16 protein-coding genes are annotated in these 18,409 nt (G+C 34.2%); 1 reads left to right on the forward strand and 15 read right to left on the reverse strand.

The window, feature by feature from the left end:
- Positions 1 to 199: 199 nt before the first annotated feature.
- Positions 200 to 949: a hypothetical protein gene (locus LNP19_RS01325; protein WP_230063005.1), complete on the forward strand. Its 750-nt coding sequence runs from the start codon at positions 200 to 202 to the stop codon at positions 947 to 949.
- 137 nt (positions 950 to 1,086) lie between these two features.
- On the opposite strand, the gene LNP19_RS01330 is transcribed toward LNP19_RS01325, so the two are convergent.
- The 15 genes from LNP19_RS01330 to LNP19_RS01400 all read right to left on the reverse strand — a co-directional run bounded on the left by LNP19_RS01330 (position 1,087) and on the right by LNP19_RS01400 (position 18,387).
- Positions 1,087 to 2,088, reverse strand: a complete 1,002-nt coding sequence (locus LNP19_RS01330; RefSeq protein WP_230063006.1) for a glycosyltransferase family 2 protein — start codon at positions 2,086 to 2,088, stop codon at positions 1,087 to 1,089.
- A gap of 7 nt (positions 2,089 to 2,095) precedes the next feature.
- Entirely contained in the window at positions 2,096 to 3,109 is a 1,014-nt protein-coding gene (locus tag LNP19_RS01335; protein WP_230063007.1) for a hypothetical protein, read from the reverse strand.
- A 67-nt stretch (positions 3,110 to 3,176) separates the two neighbouring features.
- Positions 3,177 to 3,776 carry an FkbM family methyltransferase gene (locus tag LNP19_RS01340; RefSeq protein WP_230063008.1) on the reverse strand — a complete coding sequence of 200 codons (600 nt, stop codon included), beginning with the start codon at positions 3,774 to 3,776 and terminating at the stop codon, positions 3,177 to 3,179.
- 206 nt (positions 3,777 to 3,982) lie between these two features.
- Positions 3,983 to 5,518 (reverse strand): glycosyltransferase family 2 protein, encoded by a 1,536-nt coding sequence (locus tag LNP19_RS01345; protein WP_230063009.1) that lies wholly within the window; start codon positions 5,516 to 5,518, stop codon positions 3,983 to 3,985.
- A gap of 3 nt (positions 5,519 to 5,521) precedes the next feature.
- Positions 5,522 to 6,667, reverse strand: coding sequence for a glycosyltransferase family 4 protein (locus LNP19_RS01350; RefSeq protein WP_230063010.1), 1,146 nt, complete (start codon positions 6,665 to 6,667; stop codon positions 5,522 to 5,524).
- Positions 6,668 to 6,672: 5 nt separating this feature from the next.
- Entirely contained in the window at positions 6,673 to 7,548 is an 876-nt protein-coding gene (locus LNP19_RS01355; RefSeq protein WP_230063011.1) for a hypothetical protein, read from the reverse strand.
- 723 nt (positions 7,549 to 8,271) lie between these two features.
- The gene (locus LNP19_RS01360) at positions 8,272 to 8,598 is read right to left on the reverse strand and encodes a GIY-YIG nuclease family protein (RefSeq protein WP_230063012.1); all 327 of its coding nucleotides are present in this window, start codon (positions 8,596 to 8,598) and stop codon (positions 8,272 to 8,274) included.
- Positions 8,599 to 9,011: 413 nt separating this feature from the next.
- Positions 9,012 to 10,445: an MBOAT family O-acyltransferase gene (locus LNP19_RS01365; RefSeq protein WP_230063013.1), complete on the reverse strand. Its 1,434-nt coding sequence runs from the start codon at positions 10,443 to 10,445 to the stop codon at positions 9,012 to 9,014.
- Positions 10,446 to 10,448: 3 nt separating this feature from the next.
- Positions 10,449 to 11,843, reverse strand: a complete 1,395-nt coding sequence (locus LNP19_RS01370; protein ID WP_230063014.1) for a glycosyltransferase family protein — start codon at positions 11,841 to 11,843, stop codon at positions 10,449 to 10,451.
- 121 nt (positions 11,844 to 11,964) lie between these two features.
- Positions 11,965 to 12,204: a GIY-YIG nuclease family protein gene (locus tag LNP19_RS01375; protein WP_346432218.1), complete on the reverse strand. Its 240-nt coding sequence runs from the start codon at positions 12,202 to 12,204 to the stop codon at positions 11,965 to 11,967.
- A 337-nt stretch (positions 12,205 to 12,541) separates the two neighbouring features.
- Positions 12,542 to 13,426, reverse strand: coding sequence for an N-acetylneuraminate synthase family protein (locus LNP19_RS01380; protein WP_230063015.1), 885 nt, complete (start codon positions 13,424 to 13,426; stop codon positions 12,542 to 12,544).
- Positions 13,427 to 13,607: 181 nt separating this feature from the next.
- Positions 13,608 to 14,765, reverse strand: coding sequence for an acylneuraminate cytidylyltransferase (locus tag LNP19_RS01385; RefSeq protein ID WP_230063016.1), 1,158 nt, complete (start codon positions 14,763 to 14,765; stop codon positions 13,608 to 13,610).
- A 63-nt stretch (positions 14,766 to 14,828) separates the two neighbouring features.
- Entirely contained in the window at positions 14,829 to 15,710 is an 882-nt protein-coding gene (locus LNP19_RS01390; RefSeq protein ID WP_230063017.1) for a glycosyltransferase family 2 protein, read from the reverse strand.
- Between the two features lie 9 nt (positions 15,711 to 15,719).
- Positions 15,720 to 16,865 (reverse strand): glycosyltransferase family 4 protein, encoded by a 1,146-nt coding sequence (locus tag LNP19_RS01395; RefSeq protein ID WP_230063018.1) that lies wholly within the window; start codon positions 16,863 to 16,865, stop codon positions 15,720 to 15,722.
- 43 nt (positions 16,866 to 16,908) lie between these two features.
- Positions 16,909 to 18,387 (reverse strand): hypothetical protein, encoded by a 1,479-nt coding sequence (locus tag LNP19_RS01400; RefSeq protein ID WP_230063019.1) that lies wholly within the window; start codon positions 18,385 to 18,387, stop codon positions 16,909 to 16,911.
- Between the last annotated feature and the right edge of the window lie 22 nt (positions 18,388 to 18,409).

Genomic DNA, 18,409 nt, shown 5'->3' on the forward strand with positions numbered 1-18,409 from the left:
GAGTTAGTAATGGGTCAAAAGTGATCCAAACGGTAAAAACAACCCTACTCCGTTTTAACAGTAAAAACCATAAAAACAAAGCACTTACAATCCAATACCGTTAAATGTTTCCGAAGCGCTCCCAACGGTACCCAGTCTTTGTATGTCCGAAAAAAGCAGTCTAGTTTTGGTTCAATATAAATCCATAAAAACAAAAAAAATGGGAAAACTAAAAGGCATTATCAAGTTAGAAGGAACGTTTGACGGTTTGACTTTTTACAAGAGTCCCGATGGTTACATGGTGCGAACCAAAGGCGGAGTGAGCAAAAGCAGAATCATGAATGATCCTGCTTTTGCCAGAACGCGAGAGAACATTAATGAGTTTAGAATGAATGTGCAAGCGGGCAAGCAATTGCGCAATTCGATTGGACCCTTGCTAAACAGGGCCAAGGATTCGAAGCTATCGAGCAGGATGTTCAAGCTCATGAGCGACATCAAGAATTATGACAGCAGTTCGATACGCGGCCAGCGGGCAGTTCACAAGGGAATTGCCACCATCGACGGCATGCTGCTTTTAAGAGGATTTGACTTTAATGCAAGAGCCCGATTACAGACAGTGCTTCATGCTCCTTATTCGGTGGATACAGCCACGGGAACGATAGCCATTCCGGACTTTGTTGCAGGCGAGCAATTGTCAACTCCCGAAAGTGCCAGCCATGTGAGTTTTCGTTCGGCATTTGTGAATCTGGATTTTGAGACCGGTCTTTTCGAGACTAGCTATAGCCCTGTCAGTAATTTGCCCATTAACCTTACTGAGAGCTCATTGAATTTGGTTCCAGCAGGAATTCCGGCGGGAATAGGCAGCCAATTGCATCTGTTGTCTATTGAGTTTTATCAGGAAGTCAATGGCGTGCAGTATCCGCTAAAAGACGGTGCCTTTAATGCCTTAAACATAGTGGAGGTGGTTTAAATGTTATTGGTTTCCGTTTGGCTGTTATCCGTTTACTGCCAGCTCAGCAGCTGATTTTGGATGGAAGACTGGCTGCAAAGGATTAAGCTACCCCGCTGAAAAAGCGGGGTTTTGTTTTTGACTTAGCTATATGCTCTTTAATTAGTATGTTGTGGTTTATTAATAAACAAACTCCACCATCCTACTGTTCGTCCTAAAGCTTCGCTCCAAGCCTCTTTTTTCTTATCCGTACTTACTATATTACTAAATCGTACCAGTATCAAAAGTATCGTGATAGCATGCCATTTGAATTGGTCTTTCCACTTGGGATTGGGGTTCTTGACCCGCCAAACGTACCAACCATTGCGAACCACCATTTTTCCGTATCGGTATGGATCAGGTCTTCCCGATTCATCATGAAAATGATTTAACTGTACTTTAGTATTAATTACATTTATCCCAAACTCTAAAGCTCTGACACTAAAATCAGCATCTTCATACAGCCCATATCCTTCAAAATAAGCGGAAAACCGAATAGAATCGAAAACTTTTTTTCGAAATGCAAATGACATCCCTACCAACAAATCTACTTCATAGATTTTAGCAGTTAAAGGAAAACCACAGCTTCTCCCATGAGAATAATCAGGCATCTTACCTGGCAGAACATTAGACTGCAAACCCAAATAATTACGAAGCACATTTCGCTGTCCTTCCTTATACGCAAATCCTTCAAATTGAAAATACTTGTGTTTATTGTACTTTCTATGTGCTTCAATTGGCTTCCATCTATTTTCATTAATCGCAACCCCACCTACTCCTGACACTAAATCATTTTGTTTGAATGTTTTAATCAATTCTTCAAAATAATTAGGCAACAATTCGGTGTCGTCATCCAGAAAACAAACAACCTCAATATTTTCGCCTAGTCTTTCAATCCCGTAATTTCTTTGCCTGGTTAAGCCGCGATGCTCTTTTGGAACCCGGAAATAAGTCAAATTTTCGAATGCCTGCTCTTCCAAAACCAAGGCTGTAGCTGAATTTGTTGATCCATCAATTACTAGGATCTCATTTGGATACCATGATTGCTGCTGAACCGATTGCAGCAATTGAAGCAAGGGTTTCGGTCGCATATAAGTACAGATGATTAAAGTAAATTGCATGATTCTATTAATTTTTAAAAATCGCATGAATGCTCTTAAAATAGGCTTCCCTATGTAAGGTAGCTTCCCATAAATTTCGATTATTTAATTGTATCCGTTCAAAATCCTCATTACTTATATTTTGATGAAAATTAATTAATACTTCCATAAAATTATCTTCGTTTGCGAGTACACAATGCTTATCCCAAGAGATAAAATCTTCCAAAGGCAATTGTATATCAGTATTGATTACTAATGGAATCCTTCCCATAGCTAATGTTTCGTAGAAACGCACCGAAAAGTTACCGGCTCCTCTCAAACAAAAAGTATAGGGACAATGATACATATTAGTAAAAAACTCAAGCGTCGTTTCTTTAAGTCTCTGAGCTGTTTTAGCTCCTGCTCGGTGTTTCTTTCGAAAAATAAAATCACATTCAATCAGCTTGTTTTCTTGCAACTGTTTTAAAAATTGATACCGTTTATATCCAATAGGATAAAAACATTGAAGATCAAAATAGTCCAGTTTAAAAATACGTTTGCAATTTAAATTCAAATAAATAAGATATTCTTTTAGCAAGCCCATAAAGGAATGTGTCGCATGTCCTACAAAACCTATTTTGGGCAATTTAGGTTTGGCTAATGGTTTAAACTCATTGGACAAAAGAGTATAAGGATCCAATGCATAAGCAGGCATTATAAAAGTTTGTTCATTTATTTTACTTGCAAACCCTCCTAGCCTAAATGTATAAATATTTTTCTTTAAAGTAATTCCAAAATCACCAGCACTATACACCCATACTTTCTTTTTCTGTTCATTAGCATTATCAATAAATTCAAATAACCAGTTTTGCTTATTATTCTTAAAAAAATACGCAATATCAACAGGTACAATCACGACATCTGATGATTCTAAGTGTGTTGTCAATTCATATATCTTTGAAAGATTTGGATTGAGTATATAACACAAATCAAATAATAACGGAAAAATAATTCTCCGATTTCCTTCTGTTATAAATTCAGTTGCCGTATAAATTTTAATCATCGTTTAAACTAAATTTTGTCTTACAAAGATTGTGTTGAATTTATCCGTATTGTAACTTTTCTCAATGTTAATTATTTTTCTTTTTAGCATCATACTTTATGGGAACAAAATCATTAGCCGTCAATAATTCAAATATCTCTTGATTTGTATGTCCAAATTTAGCCGACAAAAAATTCAATTCAATAATAATGTATTTGAGACTTTCATTAGCAAGCACCCTTTTCGCTCCTTTCAACACAAAATACTCATAACCTTCGACATCTATTTTTAAAAAAGTTGGTTTTTCGCCTTCCAAAATAGCATCTAATGTTTTAACTCCAACTCTTATAATTTCGGAATCATATTCTTGAGCAACGCTATTCATGGCATCTCTATTCGTTGTAAAATTCAAAAAAGTATTTTCATCTCCAATACCTAGATTAAATATTTTAACTTTTCCATTCAAATTATTCAAATCAATATTCTTTTTCAATTTAGAAAAAGCTGAAGGAATAGGCTCAAATGCTATAACCCTCGATTCGCAAATACCTGCTGCCAACAATGAATAATGCCCAACATTTGCGCCAATATCTATAAATAGATGATTCTTTTTTAGATGGTGCAATAAAAACATCGAATCTTCATAATCAAAAAGTCTAAAATAAATATTCACCACTATTCCTAACATCTCCTTTTTGCGCGTAAAATCTTAAACTACCTATCCATTTATAAACTCTCATTTTAGGAAATAAGTTTTGAACAAGATTAAATGACATGTATCTAAACAAGGTAGTCCCTCTTTCGTTTTTGGTCAATGGATGATTTTTAAAATCTCTATTAATTAAATAAATTTTCTTGTAAATTTTCTTGTAAATTTTCTTAATATCCATTTTTTTATTTGCTTAATTGTTTTGCCCAATACAAACTGACTTTCCATCGTTTTTGATATAAGTACAAAAATTGTATTGGATTTTTCCAACCCGAATTTTTAAACAACTTTATAAACAACACTAATTTATAGCCCAAAATTTGTTCTTCTGTATTGTGCATAATTTGATATAGCATCAACGTTGGTGATGGCTTGGGCTGAATAACCTCGTTTTGCCATTGCAACACAGGCTTTACTCTAAAACCTCCTACAGATGCTTTTAGGTGCAGAATCCGTATTTCCGGGAAATAAATTATGTCGGTTCCACTGTTACGCAATTGCAATCCAAAATCAGTGTCTTCTCCATATCCAAATTCAAAATTCTCATTAAAAGCAACTTTTTTGAGAATATCTGTCTTTAAAAAACTATTTCCAGAACCAAATATAGTCGACTGACTAATTATCTTATACTCTTGTTTTTCCTTTAATTGCAAACAAGAAGTTGTTAAAACCCAAACCCCATACTTGAAAATATTTATTAGCACTTTTTCTAATAAATCATCTCCAAATCGAATATCATCATCCGCCAAAAAAACCCATTCACTGTCTACCTGTTTCAAAGCAATATTCCTCGCATTACAAGCTCCTGGCTGATGGGTAAAACTATGCTTAATTACAAAAGGCCAATCTTCAGTCTGCAAATAATCCAGTTCAGAAACACTGTCAGCCAACGGATTCTGTTCTACTATAATGACATTTTTGGGCAGATGGCGTTGCTTTCTTAAATCACAGAGAACATCATACAAATACATTTTTCTCCCTATGGTGGGAATAATCACGTCTATTGTGGCCCGCTCAACCACTTGTAACGAAGAATGAACCGCAATGCCATCCAGATTTATCCCGTTTTTATTTCTGTTCTTAAAAAATCCAGCGTAGAGAAAGGCTCCAAAAGGAAAACGTCGCTCATAAATGATAAGATTCAATACCAAAAGGAGTGTCCATCTTTTTTTATAATGCTGCCGTACAAACCTAAAAAGGGTATACATAGATGCTTGTGGAATTGAAACTTTTTCTAATCCCTGTAAAAGTTTCGGCTCTGAATAACAAAACAAACCCAAAGGCATACACAGCTTGGCCAGCGAGTTCAGATAATAATCAAAATTGGAATCCGCTTTTATCTTGTCTTTAACCGACAATAACAAAGAAGCATGTAAAACACCCACCAAGCTGGTCATCTGCCAACTAGGATAAGATACTTTTTTATTTATTTTTATAAAAGGGGATTCTTCTATATAACCTATTGTACTTTGGAAATAATTACTGGAAATTCCACTGTAAGAGAACATCATTTTATTATGGTGAAAGCTACTTTGTATCGCATCTAAATCTAAATTCTGAACCCAGTCTGCATGACACCAAACAATTTTCTCATTGGGGAACCGTTCTGCCAAAAGAAGCAAACCCTTAGCGATGGTTCCCTGATAATCAAAATGGATTCGTTGATTATCCCGGCTGACCACCGAGGTGATTTTATCTCTTAAATGGCAAACTATAATCAAAATTTAGTTAATTAAGGATTGATAAAATGCTATATTCTCTTGGACGACTTGCTCTATATCAAAAAGCTTTTCCACCCTTATCCTTGCTTCTTTACCAATGGATTGGCTCAAAACCGGATCCTTTATCAAAGCTAGTATTTTTTCGGCAAATAAAACAGCATCTTTAGGATTCACCAGAAATCCACTTTCACCATCTACAATCAATTCTTTTGACCATCCCATATTGCTGTTCACCACTGGTTTCTGCAAGGCCATCGATTCAATGGTAACCATCCCTAAAGTTTCTGCAAAGGTAGGAAACACGCAAAGCTGTGCTTTTTTGATATGATGCTGCACTTCTTGGTAGGCTATTGCTCCCAAATAACTCACTTTTTTAAGATCTTCCGCATCGAATTTTTTCTTCAACAGCTCCCAAGTGGAATTGGATTGGGTTTCAATATCCCTGGCATCTCCTCCAATAAGGATTAATTTGGCTTCGGGATACTGCTGCCGCACCAGATTAAAAATTCCGGGAAGTTCCAGAACTCCTTTCTTCCTGATAAGAGTACCCACATATAGAATCAGCCCTTTTTCATAGCTTTCCGGATTTGAATTTTCAAAGTTTTCGAGTCCTAATCCATAATGAATTGTTTGTATCGTTTTGTTTTTAATTCCAAATAATTTTGCCGAGAGCGCTCCGGCAAAACGAGTGGGCGCGATATAAGCGGTCGCTTTATGAACAGCCCATTTTTCAAACCAATAATTTTTTAGTTTTTGTTTTCTTTTTTCCAAATGACAAAAATAAGTATCACTGCCATGAAAACGAATCACCAGAGGAACATTGAAATTCATAAAAGCCGTAATCCCAGTCCAGTCGGGCGCTTCCAATAGCTCGATTTTTTCTTTCTTTATAATCCTGTTACAATACTTTTGAATATACTTTCTATAGAAAAACCATTTGGCAAAAGGGTATTTTTTGTCTTCAATCAGATGAAAAGCAATCCCTTTTTCGATAAAAATTTCGGATTTTTCCTGAGCATAAACAAATACCGTTACCGCAACACCTTTGCTTACTAAAGCCGAAACAAGATGTTCGATACTGGTTCCTAAACCAGCAGCATTCCTTACTTTAGCATGCGGATATTCAGGGGTTAGAAAAGCTATTTTCATAAAAATTATTTATTAAAAAAATCTTTTAAAATCCGAGCGGTAAACATTCTGGCTCCGGTATCATTCATGTGTCCACAGGATGAAAAATAGTGGTCTCCCTGTACCGCGTTTTCGTAATTGTGAATCTCGGGATACACTTCATTGACTTTTTCAAAATAGTCCATCCCTTTTACATTAGAGCACATGGGAGTCATTAAGGCAATCAAGTGAATCTTATTGGCTGCACAAATTTGCTTAATTTCTTCATAATACTTGTTATGCATGGGCTTCAACGCTCTAAGATCATTCTCCATGTTTCCTTTCTTATTCCCTAAAGCATAATAGCCTTTATTTTCTAAATGGGATGTTTTCTTTTGTATTGTATTAAAAAACATTTCCCTGAACCCTATTTTAGAGTCAAATGCCACATAACGATAAAAGGGGATATAATACAATTCATAAAAATCTTTTTCTCTTGCAAAATGTTCTTTTATTGTTTTAGAATCATGGATATAGGGTAAAAATCGTGCTGCAATTCCATCAGCCCGATGCTCGTTGGAGAGATTCAAATCGGTCTCAATAATTAGATTCTTAATTTTATATTCTCTTTCTACCATCAGTTTCAGCATCAATGAGGCTTCAAATAAATGCGAACCGCTCATCCCGAAATTAAATGTTTTCAAGCCTTTGTCCTCAAACATTTGGGCAACAAAATGATTGTTGGCTCTGGATGAACCTAAAATAGCTACATCATAGTCCTTGGCCTTTGAATTGTAAATATAATCTATTTTTCCTCGATGATCCGACTTCAAATACGCTCCTGTATAGCAAAAATCTAAAACAACGACAATCAATAGCAATAGCAACATCATTTTAGCAATAAATATTAAAAACTTTTTCATCTGCAAATTCTATTATTTTTTTATCTTTTTGTAATCGCTACTTTAGTTGTTGGCTCGAAGCCTACGGTATCTTTGTCAGTTTGAGCGCAGTCGAGACACATTTATTGATCTACACCTCCATTATCTGGATGATATTTATGATGCGTTGCATTTTTTAAGCTTGAACAAATCTCGACTCGCCTAGCATTGCCATTTTTAGTTAAATAAGGCTTCGACTGCGTTCAGACTGACATAATGAATGTCTTTATATATTGCTTTTTTGGTAAAAAATTAAACCTCAGTATGACAGCATGAATATCCATTTATTTGCTTTAAAAAAAATATGCCTCGAGCTGACAACTAATGTTATGATAATTAAACCATTGTCAGCTTGATCCGTTTATACTTAGCAAAGCCGAAGTATTCGATTTGACAACTCTGTTGCTCTCGACTAGCCTAGTATTGCCATTTTTAGTTCAATAAGGCTTCGACTGCGCTCAGCCTGACACAATGAATGTCTTTATATATTGCTTTTTTTGTAAAAAATTAAACCTCAGTATGACAGCATGAATATCCATTTATTTGCTTTAAAAAAAATATGCCTCGAGCTGACAACTAATGTTATGATAATTAAACCATTGTCAGCTTGATCCGTTTATACTGAGCGAAGCCAAAGCACTCGATTTGACAACTCTGTTGCTCTTTGTCAGGTCGAGCGCAGTCGAGACCCTAAGCACATTTATTCTAATTTTTTTCATTATCTGGATTATATTTATGATGCGTTGCATTTCTACATTCTGATAAATTTTGCAATCTATCGAAATCCCCATCTATCAACGCCTGTTTTTTTATTCTACTCCATTTTTTTAATTTCTTCTCAAACTCAATTGCCTGATTGGCATCTGTAAAATCCTGATAAAAAACTAAACTTACCGGCCTTCTACTATGTGTATAGGCTTCCGGGTATTTACCAGCATTGTGTTCCATCACTCTTCTTTCTACATCTGAAGTTATTCCAACATACAAAGAATTATCATTGCACAGAAGAATATATACATAATAGAATTTCATATTACATTTTTTAAGATTGAATGAATCTCGACTAGCCTAGTATTGCCATTTTTAGTTCAATAAGGCTTCGACTGCGCTCAGCCTGACATAATGAATGTCTTTATATATTGCTTTTTTTGTAAAAAATTAAACCTCAGCATGACAGCATGAATATCCATTTATTTGCTTTAAAAAAAAATATGCCTCGAGCTGACAACTAATGTTATGATAATTAAACCATTGTCAGCTTTATCCGTTTATACTGAGCAAAGCCAAAGCACTCGATTTGACAACTCTGTTGCTCTCGACTAGCCTAGCATTGCCATTTTCAGTTCAATAAGGCTTCGACTGCGCTCAGCCTGACACAATGAATGTCTTTATATATTGCTTTTTTTAGAATAAAAATGATTCCTCGATTTGACAAAGGTATTTCATCAAAACTGAAAATAGATGAATTCTTTATAATCCGAATAGGTTCCCAAAGCGACAATAGCCATAATACACAGGGCAACTTTAAGCCCACTGAATCTTCCCGAAATGGGTTCGAGCTTTGTTCGGCTATTCCATTCGACCCAAATAAAAGCTATTATCAAAATTATGATTTCATAACTGTATCGCTCATTTTTCAAATATTGTGACACAAAGCTTCGATTGCTAAAAACCCTTCCTATATAATCGAAAGCAACATTGATCGATTCGGCCCTGAAAAACACCCAAGCCAAGCAAGTTAAAGCAAAGGTACTGAGCATACTGAATATCACTTTTAACGAATCCAAATTCCAATTCAAACTAACCGTTTCTATATTGGATCTGTTCTTATTGAGTAGCAACAACGGCAAAAAGTACAATGCATTGATAAAACCCCAGGCTATAAAAGTCCAATTGGCTCCATGCCAAAAACCACTCAATAGGAAAATGACAAATACATTGCGTAGCTGTTTCAACTTGCTGCCTTTACTGCCTCCTAACGGAATATAGACATAATCGCGAAACCAGGATGACAAGGAAATATGCCAACGACGCCAAAACTCGGCAATGTCTCTGGAGAAATATGGGAAATTGAAATTGCGTAACAATTCCAGTCCAAACAATTTAGACATTCCCAAAGCCATATCCGAATAACCCGAAAAATCCCCATAAATCTGGAAAGCAAAATAAAAGGCTCCCAATACTAATGACAACGAATTCATCGATTCATAATTGTCAAAAATGGCATTGGCATAGGTAGCACAACTATCTGCGATAACCACTTTCTTGACCAATCCCCAGATAATTTGATAAACTCCCTCTTTGGCTTGATTGAAATTGAAAGTTCTTTTGACCTTTACTTCCGGCAATAAATGTGTTGCCCGCTCTATAGGTCCCGCCACTAATAATGGAAAATAACTCACAAAAAGCGAATAATCAACAAAATTATATTCCGCCTTGATTCGTTTGTAATAAATATCAATCACATAGGATAAGCCGTGAAAAGTATAAAAAGAAATCCCAACGGGAAGGATAACATTCAGCAATAAAGGACTGGTTTTTAGACCAAAACCATTCAATAATTCCGAAAACGAGGCTGCAAAAAAATTATAGTATTTAAAAATACCCAGAAAACCCAGATTGACAATGATACTCAGCCAAAACCAAAATTTCCGTCCTTTTTCTGTCTCGCTTTTTTCGATTCGGATTCCGGTATAATAATCCAAAAAAGTGGAGAAAATCAATAAAAACAGGAACCGCCAATCCCAACAGGAATAAAAATAATAACTGGCTACGATTAACAAAAGGTTCTGACTGCTTTTGGTTTTATTAAAAACAAACCAGTAGAGCACAAATACTATTGGCAGGAATATAGCGAAAGATAGGGAGTTAAAAAACATCGATTATTTTATAATTTGATTTATTTCTTGCCAAATATTAGCTGAAGCTTGGGTGGGTGCTTTTCCAAGAATAGTCTCAAACCATTTTTTTCCTTCTGACGCACTGGAAAGTTTAGCCTCCAAAATGTTTTTTAGGATTGTAGTCAGCTCCCTCTTGTCAGTACACCACAAAGCAGCCTCTTTTGAAGGCATGGATCTAAAATGAATGTACTTATAATTTTGTCCAATATCGCGGATTCCCTTCTGAAGTTGGGGTTGTTCATAATCAAAAAACAGACAGGATTTATCATGGGCCACAAAATCAAACACCATAGAAGAGGCAATATTGACTACAAATTCGCTATGTTCACATACATTAGCTTGCATAGCAAAATCTTCTTTAGTAGGCATAATTTCATTCCAATTGCTCCCTATGGGCCTCCAAATAGGATTAACCACAGCAATTACATCCTTATATTTCTCTAAAACAGCATCATAGCGACTTGTAAAATCAACAGGGCATTTTCGATACAATATCCCTAAATTATACCCCTGTTGATTCAATTCGATAACGGATTGAGCCAAATCTTCCAAATAATACTGGTCCAAAGGAGAAGTTACACTATCATCACCCGAATAACAGATGTATTTTTTATTAGCATCCAAATTATTTTCTTCAAAAAACAGCCTTCTCGTTTTTATAAGGCTTTTGTCAAAATGACTTTCAAATTGCGGAGTTCCCGTGACAAAAATATTTTGTGTTTTCGCATAAGGACAATATTGAAGGATTTCGTTTTTCATGTGCGCACTCCAAACAAAATAATAATCGGTTTCCACTAAGGTGGTTGCCTTGGGCAAATTATCCCATGAAAAAATAAAAGTGGCCGTTGGAATTCCCAAATCTTGGGCAGCCAGCAGAGGAGCTATCCCTTGAGAGGAACGCTGGTTTGTACAAAAAACAAAATCAGGTTGATATTGTTCCAATTGTAATTTGCAATACTCATATTTGGAATTTTTTCTTTCGAATTTTTTAATTTGGTCTCTTACCCATTGCAATCCTCTTTCATTAGAACCGAAAAATACTAATAAATCGACAAAAATACTTTTGAAAACAGAATTAAAGCCTTGATAAGATTGCGGAAAATTGTACGTATTATAAACCGTTTCCTTATATTTTCTGTCAAAAAGATTCAGTTCAATTCTTTTTCTGGCTCTTGTAAATACTGATGTAAGCGGATGAAGTTTATTATTCTCAATTTTTACTTCTTGATAGCTTAGTTCTTCTTGCAAAGAAAAAACGGTATTGTTCCAATAAACGATTTCGTATCCTTTTTGGACTCCAATATCCCTAAACTCGCTAAAAGCAAAATTGCGCAAGCCAACACCGTCTGGCAAAAAAACAAAAACTTTTTTTTTCATAATTCAATGTATCAAACTCCTTTTATGAATTAATTATTACTTGTTTCCTTCCGCTCATTAATGAAAAGTATCTGTGTCATTCCGTCCCAAAAAGAATCACATCCAAAAAAAACCAACTATGTCATTCCGACGCAGGAGGAATCACATCTGGGCCAGCAAAACGTCCATTCAAAAATTCAAAATTTGCATTAAATGAACGTATTAAATTTAATTTCTTTTCTCTTACAATTGCCAATTGTAACCATGTAAATTTTTCATAATAAACTAAAAACTCAATATTATACTTAGAAGCAAATGTTTTATTCCCACGAATTATATTTTGATGATGCTGCTCTAATCTTACTTTTAGATTATTTGTCATACCAATATACAATGTCGACCTAATACTTATTGGTAACAATATAAACATAATACGAATAATAACCTTCGTTGAATTCATACATTATTATTGCTTTTTTAATTAATTATTTTTCCAAATTCTAAACAAATCATCATTCTCTTGACTCCTTTGCTGTGATTCCTCCTTCGTCGGAATGACAAAAACAATAACCAACTATTGAACCCTATCGTTTATCGTGTTTTTATGCTTTTCAAAACGGACATACTTTCATCAATCCATCCCGAAGATGCTCAAGCACTGATTCTTTGGGCAAACAGGGCAATCTTTCAAATAATTCCTCTAGTATGTCATAAACATATTATATTTTTTTATTTTTTAATTTATCTCTTTGCACTTGCTCAATAGGCAAAATATCGGTTTGTTTATAATCCAAAGCAGCATGTACCGCTTTCAAATCACGACATAATTTTCGCAATCCCATAGGTTCCAAGGAAGCAGCATGATCTGTCCCTTTCCATGTTCTATCCAATGTATAATGCCGCTCGATAATATTTGCTCCCAAAGCATAGGCCGCAACATCTACCGCTATTCCCAGATGATGACCTGAAAAACCGATGTGTTTTACTTGCGCTCCATACTGTTGTTGCAAGAAATGAATATCCAACAAACAGACGTCTTCAAAAGGCACCGGATAACCCGAAGTGCAATTATATAATACCAAGTCTTTATTTCGATTTTTTTGGACAAAAAATTGAAATAAATCGGCTATTTCCGCTTTGGTCGTCATTCCGGTCGAAATGTGTATTTCACCTTGATAATGATCACACAACCATCCTAACATCTCATAATTATTATTGCAGGCCGAAGGGATTTTTATAAATTCAGGATTTAGGGAGACTATCTCTCTGGCTGAAGTAGCATCCCAGACGGAGGTTGAATACGCCACGCCCACTTCCTCACAGTATTTTTTTAGTTCTGCATGTTGGTTTACATTAAATTCCAAGAACTCCCGATGCGCCCCATAAGTACTGCCATAAGCATTCGACTCATTAGGATGTGGCGCATTGTATTGCGCTTCGGTTAATAATTCCTTATTGTTTCTTTTTTGAAATTTGACGGCATCCACATGACAAAAAATCTTGGCGATTTTAATCAACTCTTTGGCAATTTCCATATCACCTTTGTGGTTGCAACCAATCTCGGCAATGATATATGGGGCTTTGTACTCATTCTTTTTTAACATATTAAAAAGATAAATAAAGTTAATACTATCAAATCCTTAATCTCTAAATTAATTGTCTACACAAATGTCAGACTGAGCTTGACCGCTGTTTATTCCACTTTTATAAAATCTTCGCTGTCAGACTGAGCTTGTCGAAGTCAATGGCTCAACACGGCAAAACTGAACTGAACAGCGGCAAAACTCAAAATCTCCTATTATACTTTAAAATCCACTCACAAACCTCTCTTATCGCACCATCGGCCGAATTATGGTTTAGTAAGATATCAGCATGAACTTTAACGCTGTCGGTGGCATTAGCAGGAGCAAAAGACCAGCCGGAACTACACATATTAGCCAAATCATTGACATCGTCTCCCACATAAGCCACCGCTTCAAATCCAGTGTTTTTATCGGCTAAAAAATGCTTCAAAAAAGAATATTTATCCTTAACCCCAAAAAAAGCATTCGCTATTTGAAGCTTTTTCATTCGCTGTTCCACCAATTTGGAATTCTCAGAAGTTAGTGCCACCACTTCCACATTATGCTGACGTAAAATTTCCAGCCCCATGCCATCACGCATGTCAAACTTTTTGGCAAACTCCCCTCCTTCATTATAATAAATGCCTCCATCAGTAAAAACGCCGTCTACATCCAACACCAAATATTGAATTCGTTGATTACTTTTACTCTTTTTTTGTCGTTCTATCAAAAGATTTTCTATGATCGTCCAATCAGACAGACTGTCGATTTCCATTAAGGCTTCTTCAGGCATTTCTACCAGCCCAATTGTTCCGCTTACCCGATTTTTGGATTTCAAAAAGCCTTCTTTCGTTGTACAGTAAACCGCTCCATTTTCTATCAATAAACCTTCAAAATCCTGTCTTCTGGGCCTGTTGAACACATTGTAATTTTGTGCTGTCCCATCTGCATTCCAAGTGAAACGATGCGTTTTGACTACGGTCAAAGCGGCATCATACTGCTCGATGGAAATTTTATCCAATGCAGCATTAATATCAGTAGCTAAGGTTAAAGGCGAAGTAGCCTGAAGCAAACACAAAATGGCATAGTCATTATTTATTTTTTCTGAAAACTCCAGCATCGTACTCTCGGTAGAAGCTGTATCATTGGCATTGTCTTCGCTACGAAGCATGGCTTTTACCTTGGGGGTCCAATGGTATTCCCGCTCCACATAGGCTACAATTTCCGTATCATTGGTAAATACAACTACCTCATCCAAATTAGAGAAAATAGCTTCTGTAAGAACCCATGAAAATAAGGGACGTCCCAGCATTTTCTTTTTGTTCTTTCCGGGAATTCCTTTTGAATCTTTGCGAAGGGGAATGATTGCTGTTTTTTTCATATTATATTTTTTCGCTTTTGTTTAAAAAATAATTTTAATGGTTGAAAAAGTATTAGCTACAAACTAATATTTTATTCCTTTTATAGTTTTTAATTTTCGCAAAGTGCTTTTTTGAACTGGTTTCCTATATTTTAGGACATGAAATATTTCTTTGCAAGTATTAAAAATTGATTTCCAAAACAACTGAAAATACTTAAAATCATGTAGAGCATATTTTTTGAAATTATGAAATAGCAATCTTATAATTTTCAGTATTGGATTTGGAAAATAAACCACATAATAAAAGATAGTATTTTTTAGTTGCTTTTCAAATCGAAAATAATTTCTGCCCTGTGTTAAACGTTTTTTTTTGTTCACTCTATGATTCACTATTATTGTATTATCATAGTAAATTTCATAACCTAAATCTAACACTTCAATAGACAAACAAGATTCTTCACCATAAATATCTATCCAAACAGGGAAACCATTGGTTTTCTCATAAATTTCTTTTCGAATAGCGAAGCCACATCCCACAAAATCATTTGTTTTGTAATTTTCAATTTCGGCTTCCGCCTTTTCTAAGGATTCTTTATCCGATACGAAAACACCTCTAATTTCTTGAAAAGCAATAATACCAATTCTTGTGTCTGATAAAAAAATAGATTTGATTTTAGTAATAAAATCTTCATTCAAAGGATGTGAATCATCATCTAAACCTATAAAAAAAACACCTTTTGCCTTTTTATACAACTCATTTCTTGCAGGAGAAGCACTGATACTTATTTCAGAAATTTCCCATTTTACCCATGGATATTTTTCAATTAAAACTTCCGTTTTTTTGCAACCGTCAACAAAAACTAAGACTTCTTGAATAGATAAATCTAATAATACAGATAATTTGTTTAAGGTGATTTCCAGTTCATCCGGTCTGTTCTTTGTTACAATTAGTATCGATACTTCCATTCTAAATATTTATGATATAATGTCTTTATATAATTGTACAATTCCTGCTTTTAAATATTCTCTATTATAATTCTTAGCAACAAAATCTACATTATGCTTTTGCGCTTGAGCTCTTACTGCTGGATTTAAAATAGCCCATTCTATATTTTTGGCTATTTCTAATGAATCAAACGGATTTTCAATTAACAAACCATTAACTCCATGCGCTATAACTTCTTCCGTCGCTTTTCCTGGATTAGATTGTATGGGAAAAGCTCCCATACCCATAGCTTCCAATAAAACATTTGGCATACCATCAGAAATATTGTTGGCAATATGTAAAATACTTCTTCCCATCAATTGTAATAAATCGGCATTAGCTATAAAGACCTCTCTTTCATATATTTCAACTTTTAAGGACTTGAAAAAATCTGATTTTTCAACTCGCTCTTTTACCGAAATATCGGCACTATAAATAATAATTTGAAGATTTTTCAATAATTCAAAAGGTACTAATTCTATCGCTTCAATCACCTTTAAAGCTTTACCTAGTCTATCTTCGTAACCTTTTATTATTAAAACATTTCTTTCCTTTATAGCTTGAATATACTTTTCTTCAATATTTATTCCACCATTACCAGGATAAACTCCTAAAAACTTCCCCCTAAAATCATTTTGATTTATAATTTCATAATCCCTTTTACAATCGGTAATTAAATAATCAACTCTTTTTAAAAACTTTTTAAATTGTTCTTCTGGAACCCCTAACTCTTTATAAAAATAAACATCATTACCCCATGAAGAATAGATAAATTTTAAATTTACTCTTTGCTCTATTACTTCTAATACAGGTAAGCCTGCTAATTGCATTTCAAAACAATGTATAATATCGGGCTGAATATCATTGACCACTTTCTCAAAAACAGTAGTTATTTTCCTTTCGTTGTAAAATTGAATGTTTTGATAAATTAGAGGGAACTTATTTTTAATAAAATACCTAAAAGGGTAATCATATTTTAATTTCCATCCTTTAATTTGATGTACCCAATCTATTCTATCAACCTTGCTGCCACCATCGGTGCTGTTAAACCAATACACCTCATATTCTAAACCTTTCAGCTGGTTTACCCATTGAAAAAAATGATGATTCGGTATGGCTATCATAAGAATTTTCATGTTAATTTAATGAATTAGGAATCGTGATTAGAATAGCTATCATTTATGTTAAAAGTGGATTTACAATATTTTGTTTCTCGAATATATATTTATTTTCTTTTATTTGATGGAAGAGTCTTAAAAAATCCGTCTTAAAACTTGTACTAGTTTGATTAATGAAATAGATAAACTCACTATCAATATAATCCTTATATATTTCCTTCCCTATTGAATTTATAATTACAGAAGGAACTCCCATCATTTTCGCTTCAATTACACTTCCGGAGAAAGCAGTAATATGAATAACTGCTTTACTCATAATTTCTGGTAAAGGAACTTCCTTTGCATCATGAATGTCATAATTTCTTTTGTCAACTCCTAAACTATCCAAATAAAATTTAATGTCATCTATACTAAACTCATTTCTAGGATGAAGTCTAATTGCCCACGAACACTCGGAATCATTTATAGATTCTCCTAGCTTTTTATTAAACATTTCCGACAAGGGCATCAGATTCAAAGTATATAAGATTACCTTATTTTCAGGCTTTAAATTACTGTTTTTTTGTTTCCAATACTGCAAATAAGGTTGTCCTACAACTTTTGTAATAATATTCGATGTATTTTTGGCCCAATAATCTATGCATACCTTAGATTTTTCATCCCAACTCCAATATTGTTTGGGCATAATATTGAAACCCTCCAAAGGCATTTTTGTCCATGATGAAAAGACCATATGTACATTTGATTGTGTGCCATGTTGAAAATCGATTGTTTTAATATTTAAGTTGTTGGCTGTCAAAACGGCTGCATATAAGTCATCCCAGCCAAAATATCCCGAAAAAATAATCTTATCAGGTTTTACTTTTAAATAAAATCTTTTATAAAAAATAGCCAAATTTTGTATTTTAGTAGACCATTTTAGTAGATCTTTTATCGTGATCTTTAACATTTTTGTATTTTCTATCTCATCCTCAACAACGCTTAGAAAATCTTGATAATCATTTAACGAATAATTATTTCTTTGGGACTGGAATTGAGCCTTTAATTTCATAACTAATTTAAAATCCTCAAGTAACCTTTCCAAAGGTATAATCGCTTTTTGATTATAATTATATTGATATACTTTTTGATATTCAATCATATAGACTTCCTTTTCTAGTTGATGATGAGAAACCATAGCATCAAAGAATCTATTAAAATACTCTTGCCCGTGTTTAACCCGATGAAAATGAGCTCCAAAAAAAACAATTTTCTTTTTCTTTAAAGAAAGAAAAAAAGATTCAACTCTAAAAAGACCTGTGACTAAGTTTAACGCTAACTTCAGGTTATCAATCCATTTTTTATCTATTTTATTTTTACGATTATCATTAGCACTATTGTCAGTATTTGGCTCTAAATTAGAATTTCTAAGTAATAAAAAGTATAATTTTATTCGAACATAAGGCCAAATATGAATCCCGTTTACAATCCATTGATCAACCTCAAAACTTGATTCTAATGCTAGAATTTTTTCTTTAACAATCAAATGGCTTTGGTTCATCTTTCAATAATTTATTCTCTTT

Origin of the sequence: Flavobacterium acetivorans, from assembly GCF_020911885.1 — a bacterium.
In the GTDB taxonomy this organism is placed as follows: domain Bacteria; phylum Bacteroidota; class Bacteroidia; order Flavobacteriales; family Flavobacteriaceae; genus Flavobacterium; species Flavobacterium acetivorans.